Below are 24,738 nucleotides of genomic sequence, written 5' to 3'. Positions count from 1 at the left end.
AACGGAATTATTGCAGCTGTGTGACAGAGGGTTGGCCGTTCTGGCGACATTGCGTGACTGGGCTAGGCTTGAAAGGGCCGCCGCGGCGGCAATCTGAACGCTCTCCACCCCCGAATTTATGGTGATTCCAATGACACGACACACGCTGAGCTGGATGGCCCTTTTCGCTGCGCTGGCGCTGCCAGGGGTGGCGTCGGCCCACCATGCCATGGAGAAGGACGGCATGTGGGTCGATCACAATGGCATGACGCTGTATACCTTCGACAAGGACGCTAACGGCAAGTCGGTGTGCAATGCCGATTGCGCCAAGAACTGGCCGCCGCTGATTGTGAAGAAGGATGATGAAGCGCCGAAAGACAAGTGGACGCATGTCACGCGCGATGACGGCTCGATGCAGTGGGCCTACGATGGCAAACCGCTGTACACCTTCGTCAAGGACAAGAAAGCCGGTGACATGACCGGTGACGGGGTGAAAGACGTCTGGCATGTCGCCAAGCCTTGAGCCTGCCGGGGCCGCTTCGCGGCCCATCGCCGGCAAGCCAGCTCCCACAGTTTTTGTGCAGGCCTCGCAGGCAGCGCTGTACCTGTGGGAGCTGGCTGCCCGGCGATAGGGCCATCAGCCTTGACGCACTGTGTAGTCGAGCACTACCCCGATGAACACCAGCAGCCCTGCCCAGTGATTGTGCAGAAACGCCTTGAAGCACGACTCGCGGTCCAGCTTGCGCGTGGACCAGTATTCCCAGGCAAAGCACAGCGCCGCACCCAGCAGCCCCAGGTGGAACCAGCCACCCAGCTCGAAGCGGCTACCCGCCAGCAGCAAGCAACCCAGCGACAGCAGCTGCAGGGTCAGGATGATGCTCCGGTCGGCATCCCCAAACAGAATCGCGGTCGATTTCACGCCAATCTTCAGGTCATCGTCGCGGTCCACCATGGCGTAATAGGTGTCATAGCCCACCGTCCACAGCAGGTTGGCGATGTACAGCAGCCAGGCACTGGCCGGCAGCTCGCCGCCGGCGGCGGTGAAGGCCATGGGAATGCCCCAGGAATACGCGGCGCCCAGCACCACCTGCGGGTAATAGGTGTAGCGCTTCATGAACGGGTAGCAGAACGCCAGGGCCACCGCACCGAATGACAGCCACACGGTCTGGCTGTTGGTGCACAGCACCAGCAGGAAGCTCACGGCCACCAGGATGGCGAACAGCGCCAATGCCTCGCGCGGTTTGACCCGGCCGCTGGCCAGTGGGCGGTCGGCGGTGCGTTTGACGTGGCCATCCACCTTGCGGTCGGCGAAGTCGTTGATGCAGCAGCCAGCGGCGCGCATCAGCACCACGCCGAGGCCGAAGATCAGCACGTTGGCCAGGGTGGGCGAACCTTGCCCGGCAATCCACACCGCCGACAGAGTCGGCCACAGCAGCAGGTAGATACCGATCGGCCTGTCCATGCGGCTGAGCTGGACGAAGTCCCAGGCGCGTGGGTGCACGCGGTTGAGGGATTTGAGCAGTTGCAGGTACATCAGCGGTTATCCTCCTTGGCCGCTCGCCACAATGCCGGCAGGAAGACTTCGGCCACCAGCAGGTCGAGGCCGTCGCGTTCGAAGCGCGAACGCCGCCCCCATAACCCGTCATGGGCTGCTTCGGCAGGCAACCAGCGCTGTGGATAAGTGGACACCTCGATGGGGTGGCGGACGAACGCCTGGTCGCAGAACAGCAGTTCGCCCAGCGAACGGCTGCCCAGGGTTTCCAGGTCCAGCCCGCCGCGCTCCAACGCACTGCGGCTGGCCACGCTGCGGGCGAACACCCAAGGCTCGCCGTGGCCGCGCAGGTACACCTCGCGCACCCAGCCTTCTGCGCCCGGTCCGATGCCCAGCGCCAGGCATTCGTCATCGCGCAGCGGCTGCCAGCCTTCGAACAAGGGCGTGACGCTGAAGTGGTCGTGGGACAGGCGGGTCAGGCGGCGAGTCAGGGAACCTTCGTCGAACAGCCAGTCGAGAGTAGGCTGGTCGATATTCGCCAGCTGTGAATACGGCAGCCACGCGACAGCGGCTGCTTGCGGGGATTCGTACGACACGTCGGTATGCTTTGTTACAGCCAGAGAGGCGGCGAGCTTAGCATGATTGCCTCGACTGCTTGCATAATGCCCGTGAACGGGCCACGAGCCCGAATAACAAAGCCTGAACACCGAGGAACCAGAATCGATGAAGAAGTGGCAATGTATTGTCTGTGGCCTGATCTATGACGAAGCCGAAGGCTGGCCGGACGATGGCATCGAGCCGGGTACCCGCTGGGAAGATGTGCCTGAAGACTGGCTGTGCCCCGACTGCGGCGTCGGCAAAAGCGACTTTGAAATGATCGCCATCGGCTGATCGCACTTCCGTTAACAGAGGAAAGCACGACATGACGTCCCCCGTGGTGATCATCGGTACCGGCCTGGCCGGCTACAACCTGGCCCGTGAATTTCGCAAGCTTGATGGCGAGACGCCGCTGCTGCTGATTACCGCCGACGACGGCCGCTCCTATTCAAAGCCCATGCTCTCCACAGGCTTTGCCAAGCAGAAGGACGCAGACGGCCTGTGCATGGCCGAGCCGGGCGCCATGGCCGCGCAGCTGAAGGCCGAGGTGCGCACGCACACCCGTATCAGCGGCATTGACCCCGGCCACAAGCGGCTGTGGATCGGTGAAGAGGCGGTGGAGTACCGCGACCTGGTGCTGGCCTGGGGCGCGCAGACCGTCCAGGTGCCGATCGAGGGCGACGGCGCCGGGCAGGTGTTCCCGATCAATGACCTGGAGGACTATGCGCGTTTCCGTGCTGCCGCAGTTGGCAAGCGGCGTGTGTTGATCCTCGGCGCCGGCCTGATCGGCTGCGAGTTCGCCAATGACATGAGCCTTGGCGGCTTCCAGGTGGATGTGGTGGCGCCGTGTGAACAGGTCATGCCGACGCTACTGCACCCCGCAGCGGCCGCTGCAGTGCAGGGTGGCCTGCAGGGCCTGGGCGTGCGCTTTCACCTCGGCCCGGTGCTGACACGCCTGCAGCAGGTGAGTGATGGCCTTGAAGCGCATCTGTCCGATGGCAGTGTCATCCCCTGCGACCTGGTGGTGTCGGCCATCGGCCTGCGCCCGCGCACCGACCTGGCTGCTGCCGCCGGCCTGCAGACCAATCGCGGGGTGGTCGTGGACCGCCAACTGCGGGCTTCCCACGCCAACATCTTCGCGCTGGGCGATTGCGCCGAGGTCGATGGCATCAACCTGCTCTATGTGATGCCCCTGATGGCCTGCGCACGTGCCCTGGCGCAAACGCTGGCAGGCAACCCGACGGCGGTCAGCTATGGGCCGATGCCCGTCACCGTGAAAACGCCGGCCTGCCCCTTGGTGGTTTCCCCTGTGCCGCAGGGCCGTGAAGGTAGCTGGCAGGTCGAAGGGCAAGGCAGTGACCTGAAAGCCCTCTGTTTCGCCGCCGATGGCCAGTTGCTGGGTTACGCCCTGACGGGTAACGCGGTCATGGAAAAACTGGCGTTGAATCGGCAGTTACCGGCGCTCATGGCGTAAATAGCGGGCGTTCTGTCGGGTTTATCCTGTTATTGCCTGCACAATGGCCGCCCAGATACTGGCGCGGCCCCGGAGGGCGTGCCATTCTCACTTCCGTCTGCCGCAGATTAGAGCCTGCGGTGCCTTGAACGCTGCTTTCTGGCAGCACGGCAATAACAACAAGAAATCCCGTCAAAGAGGCTTCACTATGCGTAAACCAGAACTCGCCGCCGTCATCGCCGAAAGGGCCGATCTGACCAAGGAAAAGGCCAATGAGGTGCTGAATGCGATTCTCGACAGCATCACCGGTGCCCTGGACAAGGACACCGTTACGCTGGTCGGTTTCGGCACCTTCGAAAAACGCCATCGGGGTGCGCGTACCGGCAAGAACCCCCAGACCGGTGAGCCGGTAAAGATCAAGGCCAGCAATACCGTTGCCTTCAAACCGGGCAAGAACCTGCGCGACAGCGTCAACGTTCCCGCCAAGCCGGCCAAGAAAGCCAAGTGATCGACGGCTGACAAACCCTTAGCCTCTGTCCAAACGGGCGCCTCCGGGCGCCCGTTGTTCGTTCTGCAAACATCGTGCAGCGAACTTGCATAAATAGTTCTGGAAAAGGCTAAACTGCGCGCCTCAGTCATTTTTTATTCGGGGCACGTTGATGAAGTTTCGCTTTCTGCTCTGGGCCATGGGGCTGCTGATGGCCAGAGCCAGCCGTAACAACCCGGCGTTTCAGCAACAACTCAAGGACAAGGACCTGGTGTTCCAGATGCAGACGCTGGACGGCAAGGTTGCCCGGCACTTCATCGTCAGCGGCGAGCGCATCAGCAGCAAGGGCGGCAGCCATCCTCAACCGGCCTTCGCCATAGCCTTCAAAGACGCGGCCTACGGCTTTGCCACGATGCAGGCGAGCAACAAGCAGCTGGCGTTCATGCAGGGCATTCAGGACAAGAGCATCCAGATCAAAGGTAATCCGGCGCTGGTGATGTGGTTCCAGGGTTTGATGAAGTACCTGAAGCCGAAGAAGAAGGGCTGAAATCGTTGGGGCCGCATAGCGGCCCCAGGCAAATCAATGCGGCGCGTTGAACTGCGAAGCCAGTTCACGCAACAGGTTCTCGGCCTCGAGTACCTTGTTCACGGCATCCTCGGCCTTCTCGCGGGTGATCCCCAAGCGCTCCAGCAGCGCGTCGGGGATCGCTTCCTGCGGGCCCGAACCGATCCCGCGCGAGCGCAGCAGGCGGGTCGCCAGGCACACCAGGTTGGGATATGCGGAGTAACTGCCTTCGTACGACGGGTCATGCTGGAAACGCAGCGCGGTCTGAAGTTCTTCCGGCATGTCCCACAGCTTCATCAGCCAGGCACCGATCTGCTCGCGGCTGATGCCCAGCAGGTGCTGTTCAACATAGGTGTGGCACAGGTGCGGGTTGACCTCCAGATGCCGGCAAATCAGCGAGAAGTGCGGCGGGAACACGTGCGCCAGCAGCAGGTAACCGAAGTTGTGCAGCAACCCCGACAGGTAAGCCAGGCCGGCTTCAGGCCGCTCTGCGCGCGGCATGGCGCGGGTCAGGCCTTCGATGATCGCAGCGGTGTAGATAGACTGCTGCCAGTACGGTGTGGCCTGCTGCGGTTGGTCCTTGGGCAGGCTCAAGGTCTTGCCCAGCGCCAGTCCAAGGGCCAGGTTGATGACCAGATCAAAGCCCAGCACCCGAACGATGGCATCTTCCACCGAACGGATCTTGCCAGGTGATGCGTAGTAGGGCGATGCCGCCCAGCTGATCACCTGGGCGGCCAGCGCCGGGTCGGTTTCGACCACGCCGGTGATATCGTCGATGCTGGCGTTAGGGTCGACACGCAGCTTGATGATCTTCTGCGCGGTATTGGCCAGCGGTGGAATCTCGATGGTTTCTTCCAGGCGTTTCTGGATGCGCCGGGCAGTGAATGCCTGAACGGCCTGGGTAATCTCTTTGGAGTCGTCGTCCGGGCGGTCGAGGTTGGGGCGAATCTCCCGAACCGGTTGGCCGAAACTGCCACCGCTGGCCTTTTTCAACATGCGCTTGAAAGCGTCGGCCTCGATTTCCAACAACAGGCCGGCTTCGCCAGACTGGATCAGCAACCTTTCGGCACCAAGCAACTTTTCTTCGTAGAGGCAGGGCGAGCTGGTGAGTGCGGGAATGGCCGGCAGGGCCTTGAGGTGGTGCTTGTCGAGCATCTGCGTGAGGCGTGCCACCGGCACGGCCTTGAGCTTGCGGCCGGTGAGTTCCTCAAGGCGATTGAGGTCCAGCAGCTTGCTCTGCGGAAACAGCACCATCAATGCGCCAATCTCGTCGTCGAGCAGGATCGCCTGCACGCGTGAGCTGGCTGGCAGTTGCGGGTGCTCTGGCACCTCGCGGTAGGCTATGCCGAGTTTTTCGAGCAACAGCCGGATGACAGACGGTGTGTGTGGGGCTGCGGTGTCCAGGGCAACTTCAGTCATGGTCCGTATCCACTGATTCTTTTAAACGCGAAGTATAACCAGTCTGGTCGCAAAGCTGGATCCATTCTGGTACTGGCGTCACACTTGGCCATATTGCTGGCCGTGGCGCAGCCAGCGGTCGAGGAGTGGGCTGACATGCTCCGGCCAGCGCGCAATCAGGGCCTGGGCTGCATCGCGCACGGCTGGCAGCAGGTCGGCATCGCGCATCAGGTCGGCGACCTTGAACTGCAGCAGGCCGGTCTGGCGGGTGCCGAGCATTTCGCCAGGGCCGCGCAGCTCCAGGTCTTTTTCGGCGATGATGAAGCCGTCATTGGTTTCGCGCATGATCCCCAGGCGTTCGCGGCCGATCTGTGACAAAGGTGGGTGATAGAGCAATACACAGTGGCTCACCGCGCTGCCCCGACCTACCCGACCGCGCAGCTGGTGCAGCTGGGCCAGGCCCAGGCGCTCAGGGTTCTCGATGATCATCAGGCTTGCGTTGGGCACATCCACGCCCACCTCGATCACCGTGGTTGCAACCAGTAGCTGCAGGTTGCCTTGCTTGAATTCAGCCATCACTGCAGCCTTTTCCGCAGGCTTCATGCGCCCGTGGATCAGGCCCACGCGCAGCTCGCCCAAGGCGCTGCCAAGCTCTTCGTAGGTGCTCTCGGCCGCCTGGCAGGTCAGCTCTTCGGATTCTTCGATCAGAGTGCAGACCCAGTAGGCCTGGCGCCCCTCGGCGCACGCGGCGCGCACCCGCTCGACCACTTCGAAGCGGCGGCTGTCGACGACCAGCACGGTATTCACCGGGGTACGCCCTGGCGGCAGTTCGTCGAGTACCGAGGTGTCGAGGTCGGCATAGGCGCTCATGGCCAGGGTTCGCGGAATCGGCGTGGCGGTCATGATCAGCTGGTGCGGGCACAGTTCGCCGGCCACACCCTTCTTGCGCAGGGCCAGGCGCTGCTGCACACCGAACCGGTGCTGCTCGTCGATGATCGCCAGGGCCAAGTGCTTGAACTGCACTTCTTCCTGGAACAGCGCATGGGTACCCACCACCATCGGTGCGCCGTTGGCGATCTGCTCCAGGGCGCTGGCGCGGGCCTTGCCCTTGAGCTTGCCGGCCAGCCAGGCGACCTCCAGGCCCAGCGGTTCGAGCCAGCGCTTGAAGGTGATGTAGTGCTGCTCGGCGAGGATTTCGGTGGGCGCCATCAGCGCCACCTGGTAGCCGGCTTCCAGCGCCTGCAACGCAGCCAGGGCGGCAACCACGGTCTTGCCGGCGCCGACATCGCCCTGCACCAGGCGCAGCATTGGCTCTGCCTGGCTGAGGTCGTAGGCGATCTCGTTGGCCACCCGCTGTTGCGCGCCGGTGGGCTGGAAGCCCAGGTTGGCGAGGTACTGCGCCTGCAGGCGCTTGGCCTTGGGCAGTACTGGCGCCCGCAGGCTGCGCAGGCTTTCACGCAGGCGCTGTTGCGACAGCTGGTGGGTGAGCAGCTCTTCGAAGGCCAGGCGGTGCTGGGCCCAGTGCTGGCCCTCGGCGAGTTCGTCGAGGTCGGCGTCGGCTGGCGGGTTGTGCAGGTAGCGGATAGCGTCGTCCAGCGGCGCCAGGTGGTAATCCCGGGCCAACTCGTCCGGCAGCCAGTCTGGCAGGCTGCGCGGGCCCAGCATGCCCAGGCTCTGCTGGCAGAGAAGGCGCAGGCGCTGCTGAGTGAGGCCCTCGGTGGACGGGTAGATCGGCGTCAGGGTCTGCTCGACCGGGGGCGGCGGCTCATCGCCATTCAGTGCACGGTACTCGGGGTGGTAAATCTCCAGGCCCGAGGCGCCGGGGCGGGCCTCGCCATAACAGCGCAAGTGGGTGCCACGCTTGAGGCCTTCTTTTTGCGCATTGCTGAAGTGATAGAAGCGCAGGCTCAGCACGCCGGTGCCATCCCCAAGGCGCACGACAAGGCTGCGGCGCTTGCCCATGGTCACATCGGCACCACTGACCACACCTTCGATCACGGCATCCTGACCCGGGCGCAGGGCACCGATAGGCACCACGCGGGTGCGGTCCTGGTAACGCAGGGGCAGGTGGAACAGTACGTCCTGCAGGTTTTCCAGGCCGACCTTGGCGAGTTTTTCCGCCATGGCTTCGCCTACGCCCTTGAGCGCGGTGACCGAGACCTTCGACAGCTCAGTCATGAATCAGGCCGTTTGTTCCACAGCCGGCTTGGCCACCGAGCAGAGGCGGATCGAGTCGGCAAGGATCTCGATGGCCTTCGGCCGTGGGAAGCTGGCGCGCCAGGCGATGGCTACGGTACGGAACGGTGCTGGCGCGGTGAGCGGGCGCACTTCGATGATGCCCGGTGCGTAATGGTGGCTGTGCACCGCCGACAGCGGCAGAATCGACACGCCCAGGCCCGAGGCGACCATGTGGCGGATGGTTTCCAGCGAGCTGGACTCGACCGTAGTGTGCTTGGCACCTTCACCGCCTTTGTTCAGTGTCGGGCAAGCTTCCAGGACCTGGTCGCGGAAGCAGTGACCCTCGCCGAGCAGCAGCAGGCTCTTGTCGTTGAGCATGGCGGTGTCGATGGTCTTTTTCGCCGTCCATGGGTGGTCGGCAGGCATCAGGGCACAGAAGGGCTCATCGTACAGCGGCAGGGTCAGCACGTCGGCTTCGTTGAACGGCAGGGCAATGATCACCGCGTCCAGTTCGCCGTTACGCAGCTTTTCGCGCAGCACGTGGGTGAAGTTTTCTTCGATGTACAGCGGCATCTGCGGCGCCACACGGTGCAGCTGGGGGATCAGGTGCGGGAACAGATAAGGGCCGACGGTATAGATGGCGCCGACCTTGAGCGGGGCGGTCAGCTGGTTTTTGCCAGCCTGGGCCAGCTCACGAATTCCCTGGGCCTGCTCCAATACCTTCTGCGCCTGGGCGACGATGCTTTCGCCGACCGGGGTCAGGCGTACCGCGCTCTTGCTGCGTTCGAAGATCAGCACGCCAAGCTCGTCCTCGAGCTTCTTCACCCCGACGGACAGGGTCGGCTGGCTCACATGGCAACGCTCGGCGGCGTGGCCGAAGTGCTGCTCCTGGGCGAGGGTGACGATGTAGCGTAATTCTGTGAGGGTCATAACGTGCGTCCATGAAGTTGCGAGCCCAGCATAGCGGCTGCAATTGATAGACGCACGTTATCAGACTTGCCGATTTGTGACAGAAACAAAAGTATCAGCGACGGTCCAGCGAGTAGACGAACGGTGCCACTACTTCGATCGTGCCGTTGTTCAGCAACTCTGCTGGCGGCTTGGGTACGGTGCCAGCTCGGCGGATCATTTCCAGGGTTGCCCGGTCCAGTGCCGCGCTGCCCGAACCCCCAGCCATCGAGTACGACACCACCTTGCCTTCGGCGTCGACCACGAACCGCAGGCGGTTGATGCCCTGCAGGCCGCGACGGCGTGCGTCTTCCGGGTAGCGCTTGTACTTCGCCAGGTGGCGCAGCAGGTCGCTCTGCCAGGTCGGCAACGCTTGGCTGTTGGAGGCAATGCTTGGCGCCGGTGCCGCCGACTTCTGCGGTGGCGTGTTGCTTGGCGGCGTGTCGGCTACTTGTTCCTTGGCCGGTGGTTCATCTTTCGGCGGCTCAGGCTTTTTCTCAGGCTTCGGCGGTTGAGGCTTGGGTTTGGGCTTGGGCGGCTTGGCGATGGCGATTTTCGGTTTCGGCGCCTCGGCAACTTTTGGCAACGGCGGTTCTTCAACCGGTGCCGGCGGCTGTGGTGCGGCCTTGGGGGGTGGCGGCGGTGCGGGCTCGGGCAGCGGTGCCAGCTCGACCATCATGGCTGCCGGGGGCAGTTCGATGGCCTGGGGCACCGACCAGTTGAGCGTCAGCAGCACAGCGACCACGTGCACGCCCAGCACGATCGCCAGGCTGCCACCGTAGCGCGCCACGTTTGAGCGCGGTTTCGTCATTTCTTGGCTGCCGTCTCTAGACCTACCAGACCGACCTTGAGGTAGCCGGCCGCGCGCATGTTGTTCATCACTTCCATCAGGTCACCGTAATCCACGCCTTTATCGGCCTGGAAGAAGATGGTGGTTTCCTTGTCACCCTTGGTCTTGGCATCGAGCATCGGGCCAAGGCGGTCGGGGGCAGGCACCTGATCGTCGCCGACATACAGCTTCTGGTCGGCCTTGACGCTGACGAACACCGGTTTTTCGGGCCTCGGCGCCGGTTTGGCGGTCGAGGCTGGCAGGTCGACTTTAATGTCGACCGTAGCCAGGGGCGCAGCAACCATGAAGATGATCAGCAGTACCAACATGACGTCGATGAACGGCGTGACGTTGATTTCGTGGTTTTCGGCGAGGTCGTCGCCACCTTCGTTGAGATGCAGGCCCATGGCTTACCCCACTTTCACCATGTGCGGGGCGGCGCGCTCGCCACCCTGATGGTCGAGGTCACGGCTGACCAGCAGCAGTACCTGCGCAGAAGCGTCGGAAACCTGTGCCTTGTAGCCGGCGATGGAGCGAGCGAAGACGTTGTAGATCACCACGGCCGGGATTGCTGCAACCAGGCCCAGGGCGGTGGCAAGCAGGGCTTCGGCGATACCTGGGGCGACCACGGCCAGGTTGGTGGTCTGGGTTTTGGCGATGCCGATGAAGCTGTTCATGATGCCCCACACGGTCCCGAACAGGCCCACGAACGGTGCGGTGGAACCGATGGTGGCCAGCACGCCGGTGCCGTTGCTCATGGTACGACCGCTGGCGGCAACCAGACGCTCCAGGCGGAAGCTGACGCGTTCCTTGATGCCTTCTTTTTCGCGCGCGTTGGCCGACAGGCGCATCTCTTCGAGGGCATCGTGGACCAGGGTATGGGCCAGGGTGCCTTCCTTGTTGGAGACGTCGCTGGCTTCCTTGAGGGTGGCGGACTTCTTCAGCTGGGCGATCTCGCCGCGCAGGCGACGCTTGGCGCCCATCAGCTCGAAGCCTTTGGCGATCCAGATGGTCCAGGTGATGATCGAGGCGATGGCCAGGCCGATCATGACGATCTTGACCACGATATCGGCGTTCTTGTACATGCCCCATGGGGACAGGTCGTGGGCCATGCCCAGCGAGGTATCTTCGACCAGTTCCTGCACGGCTGGGTCGGCGGCGGCGGGCGCAGCGGCATCGACCGGAGTGGCGGCCTGGCCATCGGCTGCAGCCGGTGCCGGGTTGGCCGGGGCAGCTGCGGCAGCCGGGGTGGCGGCGTTGGCGTTAGGCTCATCGGCCATGGCCACTGGGGCCAGCACCAGGCTGAACATCAGCGCGGCGATGGCGCGCCAGGCGCGCGACGGGGTTGGCGAAGCGGAAGGTTGAGTACGTGTCATGCTGGCCGGACCTGATGAAGAAAAAGAGTGAGCGTTCTCCAAGGCCTCGAGATAGGCCGAGAACATATAGGGGCGCCATTATTGCAAGTAATTCTTGTTAACAAAAGTAATCTTGTTGCTTTTTTCGCCTATGGTCTAGCCGCCTATCGTGTAATCCGGCTAGCCTGAGCCTTTGGTCTAGGGAGTTTTGTGATGTCAGACCTTTCCGCAATGATCGTAGGTTGTGGCGATGTAGGTGGTCGCCTGGCCCGGCAACTGCTTGCTCGTGGTTGGCAGGTGAGTGGCCTGCGGCGCTCGGTCGATCAGCTTGCGCAGGGTGTTATGCCGGTCGCTGCCGACCTCGCCGACCCAGGCATTCCGCTAGCCTGGCCGCAGCGCGCGCCCGATTACCTGGTGTACTGCGTAGCCGCCAGCCAGCATGACGAGGCCGGCTATCAGGCTGCGTACGTTGAAGGTTTGCGCCATGTGCTGGCGTGGCTGGCCGAGCGCGGGCAACAGCCGCGGCGCCTGCTGTTTGTGTCCAGCAGCAGCGTATTTGCACAAAAAGACGGTGAGTGGGTCGATGAGGCCGCGGCCACCGAGCCTGAAGGGTATTCGGGCCGTGTGATGCTGGAGGCCGAGCGGCTGGCGCTGGGCAGCGGCATCCCGGCCAGTATCGTGCGGCTGACCGGCATTTACGGGCCGGGCCGTGAGTGGTTACTGAGCCAGGTGCGCCTAGGGTACCGTGTGGCTGAAGAGCCGCCACTTTATGGCAACCGCATTCATGCCGAGGATGCTGCCAGCCTGTTGGGGTTCCTGCTGCAGGCCGACGCCGATGGCGTGGCGTTGGACGATTGCTACATAGGGGTCGACGATGACCCGGCGCCACTGGCCGATGTGGTGGCCTGGCTTCGTTCGTACATGGGCGTCACCGAATGGTCCGATGAACAGCGCGTGCGCCGCACCGGCAGCAAGCGTTGCAGCAATGCCCGGGTGCGGGCATTGGGCTGGGTGCCGCAGTATGCCAGTTACAAAGAAGGGTACGCGGCCATCCTGAAAGGCGAGGGCTGAAACCTGCCATGTCTCTGCTGGCCCTGTCGCCGGCAAGCCGGCTCCCACTCTGGGCAGTGTCAGGCCTGAGGCCGCACTGTAACTGTGGGAGCCGGCTTGCCGGCGATAGGGCCTGTGAAGCCAGGCGGGGCTTGAGTCAGTCTTTCTCCAGCACCCACTGACGAGCACCAGCAGCCAACTGTGGCATCTCATCCGGCTGCGCACGGTTCACCGCCTGGAAAATCTCCAGCTTGTCGTCATCACGCTTGAAGATGAACGGCGCGCCGCGCTGGTTGCGCTCCAGCCACAGGCTGTCGTTGCTGCCGCCCATGCTGGCGCAGTCGCCTGCCAGGCACAGCGCATAACGGTCGGGGCCGGGCAGGCCGGTCACGGCGCCGTTGTCGGCGAAACGCACCAGGCTGCCTTTGCCCTCACCTTCGATGATCTTCCAGTCACCGCCCAGGTATGCCTGGTACAGTGCTTTTTCGAAGCTGCCACCCAGCGGCGCATTGCCGGGCTGCTGGGCGCGCATGAAGGTCTGTTCGGCGCCGGACGGGTCGACGGTTTTAAGTTCGTCGCCATCCAGTGCCAGTTGTTCGGTCTGGCCGCCCGGGAAGCTGGCTTGCCATTGCTTGTCGTTGGCGATCAGCTGGCCATCGGCAGCCTCGAAGCCGTTGCTGAAGCTGGCCTGCTGAGTGGCCACATCGAGCTTCCACTCGAAGACCGGGCCATGTTGGTTCAGGGCTTGGCGCAGGCTGCCACCTTTGACGGCGGCTTTGATGGCGTCCTGGTTGATCCAGGTGCCGTTGAAATCTTCGGGTTTGTGACTGGCGCAGCCGCTCAGAAGCAGGGCTGCCAGCGCGAGGGGCAGTGCTTGACGCATGGTGGGTAACCTTGAACAGGAAGGTGACGGGCAGGGCGCCCGTCACCTGCGGCATCACTCGATGACCAGGATGGCGTCCATTTCGACCTGGGCGCCTTTCGGCAGCGCGGCAACGCCAATGGCGGCGCGGGCTGGGTACGGCTGCTCGAAGTAGCGGCCCATCACTTCGTTGACCTTGGCGAAGTGGCTCAGGTCGGTGAGGAAGATGTTCAGCTTGACGATGTCCTTGAACGAACCGCCAGCGGCTTCGGCCACCGACTTGAGGTTCTCGAACACCTGCACGGTCTGGGCTTCGAAGCCTTCGACCAGCTCCATGGTTTTCGGGTCCAGCGGGATCTGGCCCGACATGTACACGGTGTTGCCGGCCTTGATCGCTTGCGAGTAGGTACCGATGGCGGCAGGGGCCTTGTCGCTGTTGATGACGGTCTTGCTCATGATGACTCCTTGCGGTTGGCGGACTACGTACGCATGCGGGTGATGCGGACCACGCCGGTAAGCGTACGCAGCTTCTTGATCACACGAGCCAGGTGCACGCGGTCGTGCACGCTGACCACCAGTTGGACAACGCTGATGCGGCCGTCGCGTTCATCCATGCTGATCTTCTCGATGTTGCCGTCGGCGGCATTGACGCTGCTGGCCAGCAACGCAATCAGGCCGCGCTGGTGCTCCAGCTCGACACGCAATTCGACATTGAATTCGCCGGTGATGTCCTTGGCCCAGGAAAGCTGCACGCATTTCTCGGGGTTATGGCGGATTTCACTGATGTTGCGGCAGTTCTCCAGGTGCACGACCATGCCTTTGCCTGCCGACAGGTGGCCGACGATCGGGTCGCCCGGGATCGGCGTGCAGCACTTGGCGTAGCTCAATACCAGGCCTTCGGTGCCACGGATCGCCAGTGGGCCCTCCGGTGCCGGCAGCTGTTCGCCTTCGGCCGACAGCAGGCGGCGGGCGACCACATAGGCCATGCGGTTGCCCAGGCCGATATCTTCGAGCAAGTCTTCGATCAGCTCGAGGCGGTACTCGGCGAGGATCGCGTTCACGCGCTCCTGCGGGATCTTCTCCAGACTGCTGTCGAAGCCGGTCAGCACCTTGTTCAGCAGGCGCTCGCCGAGGCTGATCGACTCGGAGCGGCGTTGCTGCTTGAGCGCGTGGCGGATGTGCGTGCGGGCCTTGCCGGTGACCACGAAGTTGAGCCAGGCCGGGTTCGGCCGTGCGCCCGGGGCGCTGACGATCTCGACCGTCGAGCCGCTCTGCAACGGCTCGGACAGCGGCGCCAGGCGGCGGTTGATGCGGCAGGCGATGCAGCTGTTGCCGACATCGGTGTGCACCGCGTAGGCAAAGTCGACGGCGGTGGAGCCTTTGGGCAGCTCCATGATCCGGCCTTTGGGCGTGAAGACGTAGACCTCGTCGGGGAACAGGTCGATCTTCACGCTCTCGATGAACTCGAGCGAGTTGCCGGCACGCTGCTGCAGTTCGAGGATGCCCTTGACCCACTGGCGCGCGCGGGCATGGCTGCCCTTGGGCTGCTCGTCGTCATTGGATTTGTACAACCAGTGCGCAGCGATGCCGTTGTTGGCCATCTCTTCCATCTCGCGGGTGCGGATCTGGATTTCGATGGGCACGCCGTGCATGCCGAACAGCGTGGTGTGCAACGACTGATAGCCGTTGGCCTTGGGGATCGCGATGTAATCCTTGAAGCGCCCGGGCAGCGGCTTGTACAGGTTGTGCACGGCGCCGAGCACGCGGTAGCAGGTGTCGACCTTGTCGACGATGATGCGGAAGGCGTACACGTCCATGATCTCGGTGAAGGCGCGGCGCTTGCCGCGCATCTTCTTGTAGATGCCATAGAGGTGTTTCTGCCGCCCGCTGACTTCGCCCTGGATACCGTCGGCGGCCAGGCAGTTGGCCAGCGAGTGTTCGATCTTGGCGACAATCTCTTTGCGATTGCCGCGAGCGCTCTTCACTGCCCGGTGGATCAGCGATGACCGCATCGGGTGCATGGCCTTGAAGCCGAGGTCTTCGAATTCCACGCGCACTGTGTGCATACCCAGGCGGTTGGCGATGGGGGCGTAGATTTCGAGGGTTTCCTTGGCAATGCGTCGGCGTTTTTCGCCAGACAGCACTTCCAGGGTGCGCATGTTGTGCAGGCGGTCGGCCAGCTTGACCAGAATCACGCGGATGTCGCGGGCCATGGCCATGGCCATCTTCTGGAAGTTTTCGGCCTGCGCCTCGGCTTTGGTCTCGAAGTTCATCTGGGTCAGTTTGCTGACCCCATCGACCAGCTCGGCAACCGTCTCGCCAAACTGCTGGCTGAGGGCTTCCTTGGCGATGCCGGTGTCTTCGATCACGTCGTGCAGCATGGCCGCCATCAGGCTTTGATGGTCCATGTGCATGTCTGCGAGGATGCTGGCCACAGCCAGCGGATGGGTCACGTAGGGCTCGCCGCTGCGGCGGCGCTGCCCATCGTGGGCCTGTTCGGCGTAGAAATAGGCCCGGCGAACCAGGTTGACCTGTTCGGGGCCCAGGTAGGTCGACAGCCGTTCGGCTAAGGCTTCTATGCCCGGCATGGTTTCACCTCTTGCCGAGGAAGAGGGCCTTGTGCCGCGCGACGTCGACCAGGCATGGCTTAGACAGCCTCGTTGGACTCGTCCTCGAACGCGGCGAAGACCGGATCCTCGGTGACGATCTCTTCAGCAGCGATGAATTCGTTGGTGACGATGCCTTCGGCGATTTCACGCAGCGCAACGACGGTTGGTTTGTCGTTTTCCCATGCTACACGTGGCTCTTTGCCGCCGGTAGCCAGCTGACGGGCGCGCTTGGTCGAGAGCATGACCAGCTCAAAACGGTTATCCACGTGTTCCAGGCAGTCTTCAACAGTTACGCGGGCCATGGTCTTCCTCAGTAGCAAATGCGATGGGCTGCAGCCCAATATGGGCAGGCGGACTCGATAGTTTAAAAAATCACCAGCCAATAGGGAAGCGCTGTTTTGCCGGGTGGTTGCCTTGCAGACCTGTGGTGCTTGCTGCGTGGGCAAGCCCGCTGCCACAGGGGCAGTGTAAGTCAACAGGCCAGGGCCGATCCCTGCAGCAGCGGGCTTGCGCGCGAAAGGCCCGGAACAGACACCCTCATCTTGTATCTCACAACATCGCGCCACGCAACCGCGGTGTCAGTTCTTCGAACAATGTCTGCACCGATCGCAACGCGCGGCAATCCGGCCGGGTCAGCAGCCACAGCTGAGTGTCGCACCCGGCCAGTGGCCCGCTGAGGGCGTCGACACCGGGCAGGGCATGCACCATGTAGTCGGGCAGGGCCGCCACGCCCAGCCCGGTGCTTACCAACTGGGCGATGGTCGACATGCTGCTGCACTGGTAACGGGGGCTCAGCCCCGGGTATTGCTGGTTGCGCCAAACCACGGTGGGGTGGTCCTGCATCGAGTCGTCAGGGGCTATCCATGGCACGCTGGCATGCCCCTCAGCCAAGCGCTCGCGCCACTGCGGCTGGCCACAGATCACGTAGGACGTGGAACCCAGGCAGCGGCCGACCAGGTGCTCCGGCGGGGTATTGGTCAGCCGCAGGGCGATGTCGGCATCGCGCCGGCTGAGGTTGGCAAAGGTGTTGGAGGTGCCCATTTCCAGCGACAGCGCCGGGTAATTCGGCATGAACTCGGCCAACGCCGGCAGCAGCAAGCTATGCATGACTGCTTCGGTACAGGTCAGACGAACGGTACCACTGACCACCTGCTCGCCACTGGTCATGGCGATGCGCGCGGCTTCCAGCGCCTGCTCGGCGCGTTCGGCCTGTTCGGCCAGGGCCTGTGCGGTGTCGGTCGGCAGGTAGCCTTTGCGGCTTTTGACGAACAGCGCGGTGCCGAGTGCCGATTCAAGCCGGCGGATCGAACGGAACACGGTCGAAACGTCGACTTTGAGCAGCTCAGCGGCCTTGGCCAATGAGCGCCCGCGCTCCAGGGCCAGGACCAACGAGAGGTCGGCATGGGTAATCTGATATTGCATTGGTGCACGCTCTGCTTGCCGAAATGCCAATGTCTGTTGCGTTGAGGCCATTTTATAGTGGAACCGCCCCTGGGAATCAATGCGCCCGGTCGGGTAACCAATCCCCACGATGGGAAAGTGAAAAAAACAACAGCTGCAACCATCGTCGCCCGTGAGGCGCCAGCCGTATCCCCACATCGCCGCAGCAAATCAAAGGATGTACACCATGACGTCGGTCACCCCGTGCGCCAGTTCTTCCAGCGAGATGAAAGACTTCCTCCAGGCCCATCCGGACACCCAGTACGTCGATCTGCTGATCTCCGACATGAACGGCGTGGTACGCGGCAAGCGCATCGAGCGGGCCAGCCTGCACAAGGTGTACGAGAAGGGGATCAACCTGCCGGCTTCGTTGTTTGCCCTGGATATCAACGGCTCGACGGTTGAAAGCACCGGCCTCGGCCTGGATATCGGTGATGCCGACCGCATCTGCTTCCCGATCCCCGGCACCCTGTGCAACGAACCCTGGCAGAAACGCCCCACCGCCCAGTTGCTGATGACCATGCACGAGATCGAAGGCGAGCCGTTCTTCGCCGACCCGCGCGAGGTGCTTCGCCAGGTGGTGAGCAAATTCGACGACCTGGGGCTGGATATCTGCGCGGCGTTCGAGCTGGAGTTCTACCTGATCGACCAGGACAACCTCAACGGTCGCCCGCAGCCGCCGCGTTCGCCGATCTCCGGCAAGCGTCCGCAGTCGACCCAGGTTTATCTCATCGACGACCTCGACGAATATGCAGACTGCCTCCAGGACATGCTGGAAGCGGCCAAGGAGCAAGGCCTGCCGGCCGATGCGATCGTCAAGGAAAGCGCCCCGGCGCAGTTCGAAGTCAACCTGCACCACGTGGCCGATCCGCTGAAGGCCTGCGACTACGCGATCCTGCTCAAGCGCCTGATCAAGAACGTCGCCTACGACCATGAAATGGACACCACCTTCATGGCCAAGCCCTACCCGGGCCAGGCGGGCAATGGCCTGCACGTGCATATTTCGCTGCTGGACAAGAAAACCGGCAAGAACATCTTCGCCCATGAAGACCCGCTGCAAAGCGATGCCCTGCGCCATGCCATTGGCGGCGTGCTGGAGACCATGCCGGCGTCGATGGCGTTTCTTTGCCCGAACATCAACTCGTACCGCCGTTTTGGCGCACAGTTCTACGTGCCGAATGCGCCGAGCTGGGGCCTGGACAACCGCACCGTAGCCGTTCGCGTGCCGACCGACAGCAGCGAAAACGTGCGCATCGAGCACCGCGTGGCCGGCGCCGACGCCAACCCGTACCTGATGCTCGCAGCCGTGCTTGCCGGCATCCACCACGGCCTGACCAGCAAGGTCGAGCCTGGCGCGCCGATCGAAGGCAATTCGTACGAGCAGCTGGAGCAGAGCCTGCCGAACAACCTGCGTGACGCCCTGCGTGCGCTGGATGACAGCGAAGTGCTCAACCAATACATCAGCCCGGACTACATCGATATCTTCGTGGCCTGCAAAGAAAGCGAACTGGCCGAGTTCGAAGTGTCGATTTCCGACCTCGAGTACAACTGGTACCTGCACACGGTGTAAGCCCATGAGCGCAAATGCGGTCCCCTTGATCGGTGTCAGCGCCTGCCGCCAGCAGGTGGGGAAGAACTCGTCGCACACGGTGGGCGACAAGTATGTCGAGGCGGCCGGCTTCGCCGGGCTTCCGCTGATCCTGCCGGCCCGCGATGGCGGCAGCGACACGCAGGCGCTGCTGGCCCAGCTCGACGGCATTCTTTTTACCGGCTCGCCTTCAAATGTCGAGCCGCATCATTACAATGGCGCCCCCAGCGCGGAAGGGACCCGGCACGATCTTGCTCGTGACAGGCTGACCTTGCCGCTGCTGCAGGCAGCCATTGCCGCCGGCGTGCCGGTGTTCTGCATTTGTCGTGGCTTTCAGGAATTGAACGTGGCCCTTGGCGGCAGCTTGCACCAGCGTGTGCAGGAGCTGCCGGGCTACCTGGACCACCGAGAACCTGAGGATGCACCCCTGGAGGTGCAATACGGCCCTCGTCACCCTGTCGGCATAGAGCCTGGCGGGGTGTTCGAGCGCCTGGGCCTGGCTGCGCAATTCGAGGTCAACTCGCTGCACAGCCAGGGCATCGACCGCCTGGCCCCGGGCCTGCGTGTCGAAGCACGGGCCCCGGATGGCCTGATCGAAGCGGTGTCGATGCCTGATGCGCCGGGCTTTGTCCTCGGCGTGCAGTGGCACCCGGAATGGCGTTTCGCCGAAAACCCGGTCTCCCTGCGCCTTTTCCAGGCGTTCCGCGAGGCCTGCATTGCCCATGCTGCTCGGGAGGTTTCACGCCGCAAGGCCGGTTGATGTCAGCCGCAAGTCCTGGATGACGCACCTCCCGCTGCACGCTTTCTATGAGTGAACGCAGGCCTGTTTGCAGGGCCTGCGAAAACAATACCAATATTTACGGCAAATACTCATGAGCAATTATTCAGAAGCCGGCCGCCCACCCGATGTGGCCGACTCGGGCAGCACTCAGCGCAGCAAAGGCTTGGCCAAAGGCCGACTCGGCCTGCTGGCCAGCGTGGTGTTGGGCATTTCCACGATCGCTCCGGTCTACACCCTGACTGGCGCCCTTGGCCCCACCGTGCGGGAGGTCGGTGCTCACCTTCCGGCCGTTTTCATCGTTGGTTTCCTGCCCATGCTGCTGGTTGCCCTGGGCTACCGCGAGCTGAACGCAGCGGAGCCTGACAGCGGTACTTCCTTTACCTGGTCGGCCCGCGCCTTCGGCCCAATGATCGGCTGGATCGGTGGTTGGGGGCTGGTCGTCGCCACCACCATCGTGTTGTCCAACCTGGCGGGCGTTGCCGTCGACTTCTTCTACCTGTTCCTTGGTCAGATAACCGGCAACCCTGAGCTGGCGGCCCTGGCGGACAACCTGCTGATCAACATCACGACCTGTTGCGTGTTCATCGCCATGGCGGTGTGGATCTGTTGCCGCGGCATGGCCACTACCATGACCGTGCAATATGGCCTGGTGGCGCTGCAGCTGCTGGTGCTGATCGGCTTCGCCTTCGCCGCCTTCGGCGAGACCACCGCGCCGCCGCCGCTGGAATTCGACTTCGCCTGGTTCAACCCGTTCGGGGTCGAGTCGTTCTCGGCCTTTGCCGCGGGGCTCTCGCTGTCGATCTTCATCTTCTGGGGCTGGGACGTGTGCCTGACTGTCAGCGAAGAATCGATAGGCAGCGACGAGGTGCCGGGCAAGGCGGCGACCTGGACGGTACTGCTGATTCTCGGCCTGTACCTGTTGACCGCCATCGCTACCCTGCAATTTGCCGGTATCAGCGAGCACGGCCTGGGCCTGAACAACCCGCGCATCCAGGAGAACGTCTTCGCTCACCTGGCAGGTCCAGTCATGGGGCCGCTGGCGATTCTGATGTCCATCGCGGTGCTGGCCAGCACCGCAGCTTCGCTGCAGTCGACCTTCGTCTCGCCGGCGCGCACCTTGCTTGCGATGGGTTACTACGGGGCGGTGCCAGAACGCTTTGCCAAGGTGTGCCCGCGCTCGCAGACGCCGCGCTACGCGACCATCTGCGCCGGCATTGCCGCAGGGCTGTTCTACGTGACCATGCGTACCCTGAGCGAAAACGTGCTGGCTGACACCATCACCGCGCTGGGCATGATGATCTGCTTCTACTATTCGCTGACGGCTTTCGCCTGCGTCTGGTACTTCCGCCACAGCCTGTTCACCAGCCTGCGCCACTTCTTCATGCGCGGCCTGTGCCCGCTGGTGGGTGGGGTGATCCTGTCGGTAATCTTCGTGCGCACCGCCATCGACAGCGCCTCGCCGGAATTCGGCAGCGGCTCGCATGTGGCCGGGCTTGGATTGGTGTTCGTGATTGCGGCGATCATCTCTGCACTGGGCATCGTGCTGATGATGCTCTCGCGGATGCGCGCGCCGGCTTACTTCCTGGGGGCTACCCTGCGACAGCAGGCGACCCTGCAGTTGCAGGAATAAACGAAAGGGGCCGCTTTGCGGCCCAATCGCCGGCAAGCCGGCTCCCACAGTCATGGCAGTGTTGCATGTTCTGTAGGAGCCGGCTTGCCGGCGATTGGGCTGCAGAGCAGCCCCGTTCGCTCTATCAGGAAAGCAGTTCTTTCAGCAGCGCCCCGTGACGCTGCTGCTGTTTCTTCAGCAGCAACCGGTTGGCGACAAACACCGCCTTCAACTCCTCCAGCGCCGCGCCGAACTCATCGTTGATGATGACGTAGTCGTACTCGTCGTAGTGCACCATCTCGCTGACCGCTTCCTTCATGCGCCCGTCGATGATCGCTTCGCTATCCTGGCCGCGGCCGTCCAGACGATGGCGCAGGGCTTCCTGGCTTGGCGGCAGAATGAATACCGACAGGGCCTCAGGCATCAGCTTGCGGACCTGCTGGGCGCCTTGCCAGTCGATTTCGAGAATCAGGTCGAAGCCTTGGTCGAGGGTCTGCTGCAGCGCGCTGCGCGAGGTGCCGTAGAAGTTGCCGAATACTTCGGCGTGCTCCAGGAAGTCACCCTGGTCGATCAATGCCTTGAATTCTTCGTGAACGACGAAGTGGTAGTTCACCCCGTGCTGCTCACCCGGGCGCATGGCGCGGGTGGTGTGCGAGACCGAGACGCGGATCTGCTGGTCGTCCTTGGTCAAGGCCGTTACCAGGCTGGTCTTGCCGGCGCCGGATGGGGCCGAGACGATATAAAGGGTGCCGCTGCTGTGATTCATGGTTGGGGTGGCCTTACTCGATGTTCTGTACTTGTTCACGCATCTGTTCGATCAGCACCTTCAGGTTGACCGCCGCTTGCGTGCTACGCGGGTCGAAGGCCTTGGAGCCCAGGGTGTTGGCCTCACGGTTGAGTTCCTGCATCAGGAAGTCCAGGCGCCGCCCGGCAGCACCGCCGGACTTGAGCACCCGGCGTACTTCGTTGACGTGGGTGCTGAGGCGGTCGAGTTCCTCGGCAACGTCGCTCTTTTGCGCCAGCAGCACCATCTCCTGCTCCAGGCGCTGTGGGTCGAGCTCGGCCTTGAGGTCGCCGAAGCGGTCGATGATCTTCTGCCGTTGGGCTGCCAGCATCTGCGGGACCAGGGCGCGCAAGGTGGTGACCTCGGTGGCCATTTGGTCCAGGCGCTCGTTGATCAGCCTGGCCAGTTCCTGGCCTTCGCGCAGGCGCCCGGCCTTGAGTTCAGCCAAGGCTTCGTCGAACAGCGCCAAGGCTTCGGCATTGAGTGCCTGCGGGTCGCTGGCATCGGCCACCAGCACGCCCGGCCAGGACAGCACTTCCAGAGGGTTGAGCGGCGCCGGCTGCTTGATCAGGCCGGCCACCTCTTCGGCGGCGGCGACCAGTTGTGCAGCGCGTACGTGGTCGACTTTCAGCGGTTTGCCGTTGCTGTCTTCGTGCAGGCGCAAGGTGCACTCGACCTTGCCGCGCGACAGGCCTTGGCGCAGGCCTTCACGCACCGCGCCTTCCAGGTCGCGCAGGGCGTCGTGCAGGCGCAGGTGGGGTTCCAGGTACCGGTGGTTGACCGAGCGCAGTTCCCAGACCAGGGTGCCTTGGCTGCCTGCGCGCTCGACACGAGCAAAAGCGGTCATGCTGTGCACCATGGGGAGTACCTCGCGTAGATGAAGTGAACGGGGGGGCAGCCTTTTGGCTGCAAGGCGCAGGATTGTAGCGCAGTGGCGCCTTGGCGCCCAATCCGCCCATGTTACAGAGCCGCCATCTGGCAGGGGGAAAAGGCGACAGGCTGTCCGCGACGCGACAATAAGCATGTCCTCGCCGGGCAGCGGGCTCTATAATGCTGGGCAGATTCAAAGTCCCAGTACAGGTATCCCAGATGAAACGTCCAAGTGGTCGCGCCGCCGATCAGCTCCGCTCGATCCGCATCACCCGCAACTACACCAAGCACGCCGAAGGGTCGGTACTGGTCGAGTTCGGTGACACCAAGGTCATCTGCACGGTCAGCGTTGAAAACGGCGTGCCGCGCTTCCTCAAAGGTCAGGGCCAAGGTTGGCTGACTGCCGAATACGGCATGCTGCCGCGCTCCACCGGTGAGCGTAACCAGCGTGAAGCCAGCCGTGGCAAGCAGGGTGGCCGTACCCTGGAAATCCAGCGCCTGATCGGCCGCTCGCTGCGTGCCGCGCTGGACATGAGCAAGCTGGGTGACATCACCCTGTACATCGATTGCGACGTGATCCAGGCCGACGGCGGTACCCGCACCGCGTCGATTACTGGCGCCATGGTCGCGCTGGTCGATGCCCTGGCAGTGATCAAGAAGCGTGGCGGCCTGAAGGCTGGCAACCCGCTCAAGCACATGATCGCTGCGGTATCGGTGGGCATGTACCAGGGCGAAGCGGTGCTCGACCTGGACTACCCGGAAGACTCCGCTGCCGAAACCGACTTGAACGTGGTCATGACCAGCGCCGGTGGTTTCATCGAAGTGCAGGGTACTGCCGAAGGTGCGCCGTTCCAGCCTGAAGACTTCAACGCCATGCTGGCGCTGGCGCAAAAGGGCATGAACGATATCTTCGAGCTGCAGAACGCCGCGCTCGCTGACTGATTGATAGCAATTGGGGCCGCCTTGCGGCCCATCGCCGGCAAGCCGGCTCCAACAGCTACGGCGCATGACTTGAGGTCTGCGCGGTCGTTGTGGGAGCCGGCTTGCCGGCGATGGGGCGCGAAGCGGCCCCAATGCTTTTTAGATGGTCAACGTCCAGTCGTAGTCGACGATCAGCGGCGCGTGTTGCGAGAAGCGCGGCTGACGCGGCAGGCGAGCGTTGCGCACAAAGCGGCGCAGGCCCGGGGTGAGGATCTGGTAGTCGAACCGGTAGCCCAGGTTGAGCATCTCGGCCTGTTCGTTGTCTGGCCACCAGCTGTACTGGTCGCCTTCACGGCTGACTTCGCGCAGGGCATCCACATAGCCCATGTCGCCAGTGATCGCATCCATCCAGGCACGCTCCGGCGGCAGGAAGCCCGGCGACTGCTGGCTGTCACGCCAGTTTTTGATGTCGAGCTTCTGCTGTGCCACGTAGAACGAGCCGCAGTAGATGTATTCGCGGCGCTTGCGGCGCTGCTTGTCCAGGTACTTGGCGAAGTCGTCCATCAACTTGAATTTCTGATTCAAGTCGTCGTCGCCGTTCATGCCCGAAGGCAGCAGCAGGCTGGCAATACTGACTTTGTCGAAATCTGCTTGCAGATAACGCCCGTAGCGGTCGGCTGTCTCGAAGCCCAGGCCGGTGATGACTGCCTTGGGCTGCATGCGCGAGTAAAGCGCCACGCCACCTTGGGCGGGCACCTCCGCGTCGCAGGCATAAAGGAAATAGCCATCGAGCTGGAAAGCTGGGTCGTCGAGTTCAAAGGCCGAGGCGCGGGTATCCTGAAGGCAGATGACGTCGGCATTCTGGGCTTGCAACCAGCTGAGCAATCCACGCTCGGCCGCAGCCTGAATGCCATTTACGTTCACACTGATGATCCGCATAAAT

The 24,738-nt window shown here is 63.1% G+C and carries 26 protein-coding genes; 10 read left to right on the top strand and 16 right to left on the bottom strand.

Features of this window, described 5'->3' with window-relative positions; all coding sequences use genetic code 11:
• Nucleotides 1-130 precede the first annotated feature (130 nt).
• Entirely contained in the window at nucleotides 131-502 is a 372-nt protein-coding gene (locus ACNQPL_RS04335) for a hypothetical protein (protein WP_416466076.1), read from the top strand.
• 114 nt (nucleotides 503-616) lie between these two features.
• On the opposite strand, the gene ubiA is transcribed toward ACNQPL_RS04335, so the two are convergent.
• Together ubiA and ACNQPL_RS04325 are read right to left on the bottom strand one after the other, a co-directional pair.
• Nucleotides 617-1,513: a 4-hydroxybenzoate octaprenyltransferase gene (gene ubiA / locus ACNQPL_RS04330; RefSeq protein ID WP_416466075.1), complete on the bottom strand. Its 897-nt coding sequence runs from the start codon at nucleotides 1,511-1,513 to the stop codon at nucleotides 617-619.
• On the bottom strand, nucleotides 1,513-2,067 hold the full coding sequence (locus ACNQPL_RS04325) for a chorismate--pyruvate lyase family protein (RefSeq protein ID WP_416466074.1): 555 nt from the start codon (nucleotides 2,065-2,067) through the stop codon (nucleotides 1,513-1,515). Before ACNQPL_RS04325 ends, ubiA begins: the two co-directional genes overlap by 1 nt.
• A gap of 127 nt (nucleotides 2,068-2,194) precedes the next feature.
• On the opposite strand from ACNQPL_RS04325, the gene ACNQPL_RS04320 reads away from it, so the two are divergent.
• The 4 genes from ACNQPL_RS04320 to ACNQPL_RS04305 all read left to right on the top strand — a co-directional run bounded on the left by ACNQPL_RS04320 (nucleotide 2,195) and on the right by ACNQPL_RS04305 (nucleotide 4,555).
• On the top strand, nucleotides 2,195-2,362 hold the full coding sequence (locus tag ACNQPL_RS04320; protein ID WP_346612668.1) for a rubredoxin: 168 nt from the start codon (nucleotides 2,195-2,197) through the stop codon (nucleotides 2,360-2,362).
• A 31-nt stretch (nucleotides 2,363-2,393) separates the two neighbouring features.
• Nucleotides 2,394-3,542 carry an NAD(P)/FAD-dependent oxidoreductase gene (locus ACNQPL_RS04315; protein ID WP_416466073.1) on the top strand — a complete coding sequence of 383 codons (1,149 nt, stop codon included), beginning with the start codon at nucleotides 2,394-2,396 and terminating at the stop codon, nucleotides 3,540-3,542.
• Between the two features lie 187 nt (nucleotides 3,543-3,729).
• Nucleotides 3,730-4,029 carry an HU family DNA-binding protein gene (locus ACNQPL_RS04310; protein ID WP_346612666.1) on the top strand — a complete coding sequence of 100 codons (300 nt, stop codon included), beginning with the start codon at nucleotides 3,730-3,732 and terminating at the stop codon, nucleotides 4,027-4,029.
• A 151-nt stretch (nucleotides 4,030-4,180) separates the two neighbouring features.
• Nucleotides 4,181-4,555, top strand: a complete 375-nt coding sequence (locus ACNQPL_RS04305) for a helicase (RefSeq protein ID WP_346612665.1) — start codon at nucleotides 4,181-4,183, stop codon at nucleotides 4,553-4,555.
• Between the two features lie 33 nt (nucleotides 4,556-4,588).
• Here ACNQPL_RS04305 and ACNQPL_RS04300 read toward each other — a convergent pair whose 3' ends face one another.
• The 6 genes from ACNQPL_RS04300 to exbB all read right to left on the bottom strand — a co-directional run bounded on the left by ACNQPL_RS04300 (nucleotide 4,589) and on the right by exbB (nucleotide 11,302).
• Nucleotides 4,589-5,992, bottom strand: coding sequence for an aminoacyl-tRNA deacylase and HDOD domain-containing protein (locus ACNQPL_RS04300; RefSeq protein WP_346612664.1), 1,404 nt, complete (start codon nucleotides 5,990-5,992; stop codon nucleotides 4,589-4,591).
• 78 nt (nucleotides 5,993-6,070) lie between these two features.
• Nucleotides 6,071-8,149, bottom strand: coding sequence for an ATP-dependent DNA helicase RecG (gene recG / locus ACNQPL_RS04295; RefSeq protein ID WP_346612663.1), 2,079 nt, complete (start codon nucleotides 8,147-8,149; stop codon nucleotides 6,071-6,073).
• A 3-nt stretch (nucleotides 8,150-8,152) separates the two neighbouring features.
• Nucleotides 8,153-9,079: a hydrogen peroxide-inducible genes activator gene (locus ACNQPL_RS04290; RefSeq protein ID WP_346612662.1), complete on the bottom strand. Its 927-nt coding sequence runs from the start codon at nucleotides 9,077-9,079 to the stop codon at nucleotides 8,153-8,155.
• 94 nt (nucleotides 9,080-9,173) lie between these two features.
• Nucleotides 9,174-9,908 carry an energy transducer TonB gene (locus tag ACNQPL_RS04285; protein ID WP_346612661.1) on the bottom strand — a complete coding sequence of 245 codons (735 nt, stop codon included), beginning with the start codon at nucleotides 9,906-9,908 and terminating at the stop codon, nucleotides 9,174-9,176.
• On the bottom strand, nucleotides 9,905-10,333 hold the full coding sequence (gene exbD, locus ACNQPL_RS04280; RefSeq protein ID WP_028632883.1) for a TonB system transport protein ExbD: 429 nt from the start codon (nucleotides 10,331-10,333) through the stop codon (nucleotides 9,905-9,907). The genes ACNQPL_RS04285 and exbD overlap by 4 nt, the downstream gene beginning before the upstream one ends.
• A gap of 3 nt (nucleotides 10,334-10,336) precedes the next feature.
• Nucleotides 10,337-11,302 (bottom strand): tonB-system energizer ExbB, encoded by a 966-nt coding sequence (gene exbB, locus ACNQPL_RS04275; protein ID WP_346612660.1) that lies wholly within the window; start codon nucleotides 11,300-11,302, stop codon nucleotides 10,337-10,339.
• 192 nt (nucleotides 11,303-11,494) lie between these two features.
• On the opposite strand from exbB, the gene ACNQPL_RS04270 reads away from it, so the two are divergent.
• Entirely contained in the window at nucleotides 11,495-12,352 is an 858-nt protein-coding gene (locus ACNQPL_RS04270; RefSeq protein WP_416466072.1) for an NAD-dependent epimerase/dehydratase family protein, read from the top strand.
• Nucleotides 12,353-12,488: 136 nt separating this feature from the next.
• On the opposite strand, the gene ACNQPL_RS04265 is transcribed toward ACNQPL_RS04270, so the two are convergent.
• The 5 genes from ACNQPL_RS04265 to ACNQPL_RS04245 all read right to left on the bottom strand — a co-directional run bounded on the left by ACNQPL_RS04265 (nucleotide 12,489) and on the right by ACNQPL_RS04245 (nucleotide 17,224).
• A complete protein-coding gene (locus tag ACNQPL_RS04265) occupies nucleotides 12,489-13,214 on the bottom strand; it encodes a hypothetical protein (RefSeq protein ID WP_416466071.1) in 726 nt (241 codons plus the stop codon).
• Nucleotides 13,215-13,268: 54 nt separating this feature from the next.
• Nucleotides 13,269-13,649: a RidA family protein gene (locus tag ACNQPL_RS04260; RefSeq protein ID WP_043199829.1), complete on the bottom strand. Its 381-nt coding sequence runs from the start codon at nucleotides 13,647-13,649 to the stop codon at nucleotides 13,269-13,271.
• Nucleotides 13,650-13,672: 23 nt separating this feature from the next.
• On the bottom strand, nucleotides 13,673-15,781 hold the full coding sequence (gene spoT, locus ACNQPL_RS04255; protein WP_346612657.1) for a bifunctional GTP diphosphokinase/guanosine-3',5'-bis pyrophosphate 3'-pyrophosphohydrolase: 2,109 nt from the start codon (nucleotides 15,779-15,781) through the stop codon (nucleotides 13,673-13,675).
• Between the two features lie 59 nt (nucleotides 15,782-15,840).
• Nucleotides 15,841-16,104, bottom strand: coding sequence for a DNA-directed RNA polymerase subunit omega (rpoZ, locus tag ACNQPL_RS04250; RefSeq protein WP_012312123.1), 264 nt, complete (start codon nucleotides 16,102-16,104; stop codon nucleotides 15,841-15,843).
• Between the two features lie 247 nt (nucleotides 16,105-16,351).
• Nucleotides 16,352-17,224 (bottom strand): LysR family transcriptional regulator, encoded by an 873-nt coding sequence (locus ACNQPL_RS04245; RefSeq protein ID WP_346612656.1) that lies wholly within the window; start codon nucleotides 17,222-17,224, stop codon nucleotides 16,352-16,354.
• A gap of 244 nt (nucleotides 17,225-17,468) precedes the next feature.
• On the opposite strand from ACNQPL_RS04245, the gene ACNQPL_RS04240 reads away from it, so the two are divergent.
• From ACNQPL_RS04240 to ACNQPL_RS04230, 3 genes are all read left to right on the top strand, one after another.
• Nucleotides 17,469-18,812 (top strand): glutamine synthetase family protein, encoded by a 1,344-nt coding sequence (locus tag ACNQPL_RS04240; RefSeq protein WP_416466149.1) that lies wholly within the window; start codon nucleotides 17,469-17,471, stop codon nucleotides 18,810-18,812.
• Nucleotides 18,813-18,816: 4 nt separating this feature from the next.
• Nucleotides 18,817-19,590, top strand: a complete 774-nt coding sequence (locus ACNQPL_RS04235; RefSeq protein ID WP_346612654.1) for a gamma-glutamyl-gamma-aminobutyrate hydrolase family protein — start codon at nucleotides 18,817-18,819, stop codon at nucleotides 19,588-19,590.
• Nucleotides 19,591-19,702: 112 nt separating this feature from the next.
• Entirely contained in the window at nucleotides 19,703-21,241 is a 1,539-nt protein-coding gene (locus ACNQPL_RS04230; protein WP_416466069.1) for an APC family permease, read from the top strand.
• A gap of 124 nt (nucleotides 21,242-21,365) precedes the next feature.
• Here the strand turns inward: ACNQPL_RS04230 and gmk are convergent, their stop codons facing one another.
• Both gmk and ACNQPL_RS04220 read right to left on the bottom strand, forming a co-directional pair.
• Nucleotides 21,366-21,986: a guanylate kinase gene (gmk, locus tag ACNQPL_RS04225; RefSeq protein ID WP_346612652.1), complete on the bottom strand. Its 621-nt coding sequence runs from the start codon at nucleotides 21,984-21,986 to the stop codon at nucleotides 21,366-21,368.
• Between the two features lie 13 nt (nucleotides 21,987-21,999).
• The gene (locus tag ACNQPL_RS04220; RefSeq protein ID WP_346612651.1) at nucleotides 22,000-22,863 is read right to left on the bottom strand and encodes a YicC/YloC family endoribonuclease; all 864 of its coding nucleotides are present in this window, start codon (nucleotides 22,861-22,863) and stop codon (nucleotides 22,000-22,002) included.
• A 230-nt stretch (nucleotides 22,864-23,093) separates the two neighbouring features.
• On the opposite strand from ACNQPL_RS04220, the gene rph reads away from it, so the two are divergent.
• Nucleotides 23,094-23,816 carry a ribonuclease PH gene (gene rph / locus ACNQPL_RS04215; RefSeq protein ID WP_346612650.1) on the top strand — a complete coding sequence of 241 codons (723 nt, stop codon included), beginning with the start codon at nucleotides 23,094-23,096 and terminating at the stop codon, nucleotides 23,814-23,816.
• Nucleotides 23,817-23,954: 138 nt separating this feature from the next.
• On the opposite strand, the gene ACNQPL_RS04210 is transcribed toward rph, so the two are convergent.
• Nucleotides 23,955-24,734 (bottom strand): exodeoxyribonuclease III, encoded by a 780-nt coding sequence (locus ACNQPL_RS04210; RefSeq protein WP_012312131.1) that lies wholly within the window; start codon nucleotides 24,732-24,734, stop codon nucleotides 23,955-23,957.
• Nucleotides 24,735-24,738: the final 4 nt, after the last annotated feature.

The organism is Pseudomonas sp. LFS044 (assembly GCF_047978245.1).
GTDB lineage: Bacteria > Pseudomonadota > Gammaproteobacteria > Pseudomonadales > Pseudomonadaceae > Aquipseudomonas.
The sequence above is the reverse complement of the archived record's forward strand: the minus strand, read 5'-3'. Positions and strand labels throughout refer to the sequence as shown.

What these genes read in the sequence shown, in the direction of transcription:
- ACNQPL_RS04335 (WP_416466076.1), top strand. Translation starts at nt 131, where the DNA reads ATGACACGACACACGCTGAGCTGGATGGCCCTTTTCGCTGCGCTGGCG.
- ubiA (WP_416466075.1), bottom strand. Translation starts at nt 1,513, where the DNA reads ATGTACCTGCAACTGCTCAAATCCCTCAACCGCGTGCACCCACGCGCC.
- ACNQPL_RS04320 (WP_346612668.1), top strand. Translation starts at nt 2,195, where the DNA reads ATGAAGAAGTGGCAATGTATTGTCTGTGGCCTGATCTATGACGAAGCC.
- ACNQPL_RS04315 (WP_416466073.1), top strand. Translation starts at nt 2,394, where the DNA reads ATGACGTCCCCCGTGGTGATCATCGGTACCGGCCTGGCCGGCTACAAC.
- ACNQPL_RS04310 (WP_346612666.1), top strand. Translation starts at nt 3,730, where the DNA reads ATGCGTAAACCAGAACTCGCCGCCGTCATCGCCGAAAGGGCCGATCTG.
- ACNQPL_RS04305 (WP_346612665.1), top strand. Translation starts at nt 4,181, where the DNA reads ATGAAGTTTCGCTTTCTGCTCTGGGCCATGGGGCTGCTGATGGCCAGA.
- ACNQPL_RS04300 (WP_346612664.1), bottom strand. Translation starts at nt 5,992, where the DNA reads ATGACTGAAGTTGCCCTGGACACCGCAGCCCCACACACACCGTCTGTC.
- recG (WP_346612663.1), bottom strand. Translation starts at nt 8,149, where the DNA reads ATGACTGAGCTGTCGAAGGTCTCGGTCACCGCGCTCAAGGGCGTAGGC.
- ACNQPL_RS04290 (WP_346612662.1), bottom strand. Translation starts at nt 9,079, where the DNA reads ATGACCCTCACAGAATTACGCTACATCGTCACCCTCGCCCAGGAGCAG.
- ACNQPL_RS04285 (WP_346612661.1), bottom strand. Translation starts at nt 9,908, where the DNA reads ATGACGAAACCGCGCTCAAACGTGGCGCGCTACGGTGGCAGCCTGGCG.
- exbD (WP_028632883.1), bottom strand. Translation starts at nt 10,333, where the DNA reads ATGGGCCTGCATCTCAACGAAGGTGGCGACGACCTCGCCGAAAACCAC.
- exbB (WP_346612660.1), bottom strand. Translation starts at nt 11,302, where the DNA reads ATGACACGTACTCAACCTTCCGCTTCGCCAACCCCGTCGCGCGCCTGG.
- ACNQPL_RS04270 (WP_416466072.1), top strand. Translation starts at nt 11,495, where the DNA reads ATGTCAGACCTTTCCGCAATGATCGTAGGTTGTGGCGATGTAGGTGGT.
- ACNQPL_RS04265 (WP_416466071.1), bottom strand. Translation starts at nt 13,214, where the DNA reads ATGCGTCAAGCACTGCCCCTCGCGCTGGCAGCCCTGCTTCTGAGCGGC.
- ACNQPL_RS04260 (WP_043199829.1), bottom strand. Translation starts at nt 13,649, where the DNA reads ATGAGCAAGACCGTCATCAACAGCGACAAGGCCCCTGCCGCCATCGGT.
- spoT (WP_346612657.1), bottom strand. Translation starts at nt 15,781, where the DNA reads ATGCCGGGCATAGAAGCCTTAGCCGAACGGCTGTCGACCTACCTGGGC.
- rpoZ (WP_012312123.1), bottom strand. Translation starts at nt 16,104, where the DNA reads ATGGCCCGCGTAACTGTTGAAGACTGCCTGGAACACGTGGATAACCGT.
- ACNQPL_RS04245 (WP_346612656.1), bottom strand. Translation starts at nt 17,224, where the DNA reads ATGCAATATCAGATTACCCATGCCGACCTCTCGTTGGTCCTGGCCCTG.
- ACNQPL_RS04240 (WP_416466149.1), top strand. Translation starts at nt 17,469, where the DNA reads ATGAAAGACTTCCTCCAGGCCCATCCGGACACCCAGTACGTCGATCTG.
- ACNQPL_RS04235 (WP_346612654.1), top strand. Translation starts at nt 18,817, where the DNA reads ATGAGCGCAAATGCGGTCCCCTTGATCGGTGTCAGCGCCTGCCGCCAG.
- ACNQPL_RS04230 (WP_416466069.1), top strand. Translation starts at nt 19,703, where the DNA reads ATGAGCAATTATTCAGAAGCCGGCCGCCCACCCGATGTGGCCGACTCG.
- gmk (WP_346612652.1), bottom strand. Translation starts at nt 21,986, where the DNA reads ATGAATCACAGCAGCGGCACCCTTTATATCGTCTCGGCCCCATCCGGC.
- ACNQPL_RS04220 (WP_346612651.1), bottom strand. Translation starts at nt 22,863, where the DNA reads ATGGTGCACAGCATGACCGCTTTTGCTCGTGTCGAGCGCGCAGGCAGC.
- rph (WP_346612650.1), top strand. Translation starts at nt 23,094, where the DNA reads ATGAAACGTCCAAGTGGTCGCGCCGCCGATCAGCTCCGCTCGATCCGC.
- ACNQPL_RS04210 (WP_012312131.1), bottom strand. Translation starts at nt 24,734, where the DNA reads ATGCGGATCATCAGTGTGAACGTAAATGGCATTCAGGCTGCGGCCGAG.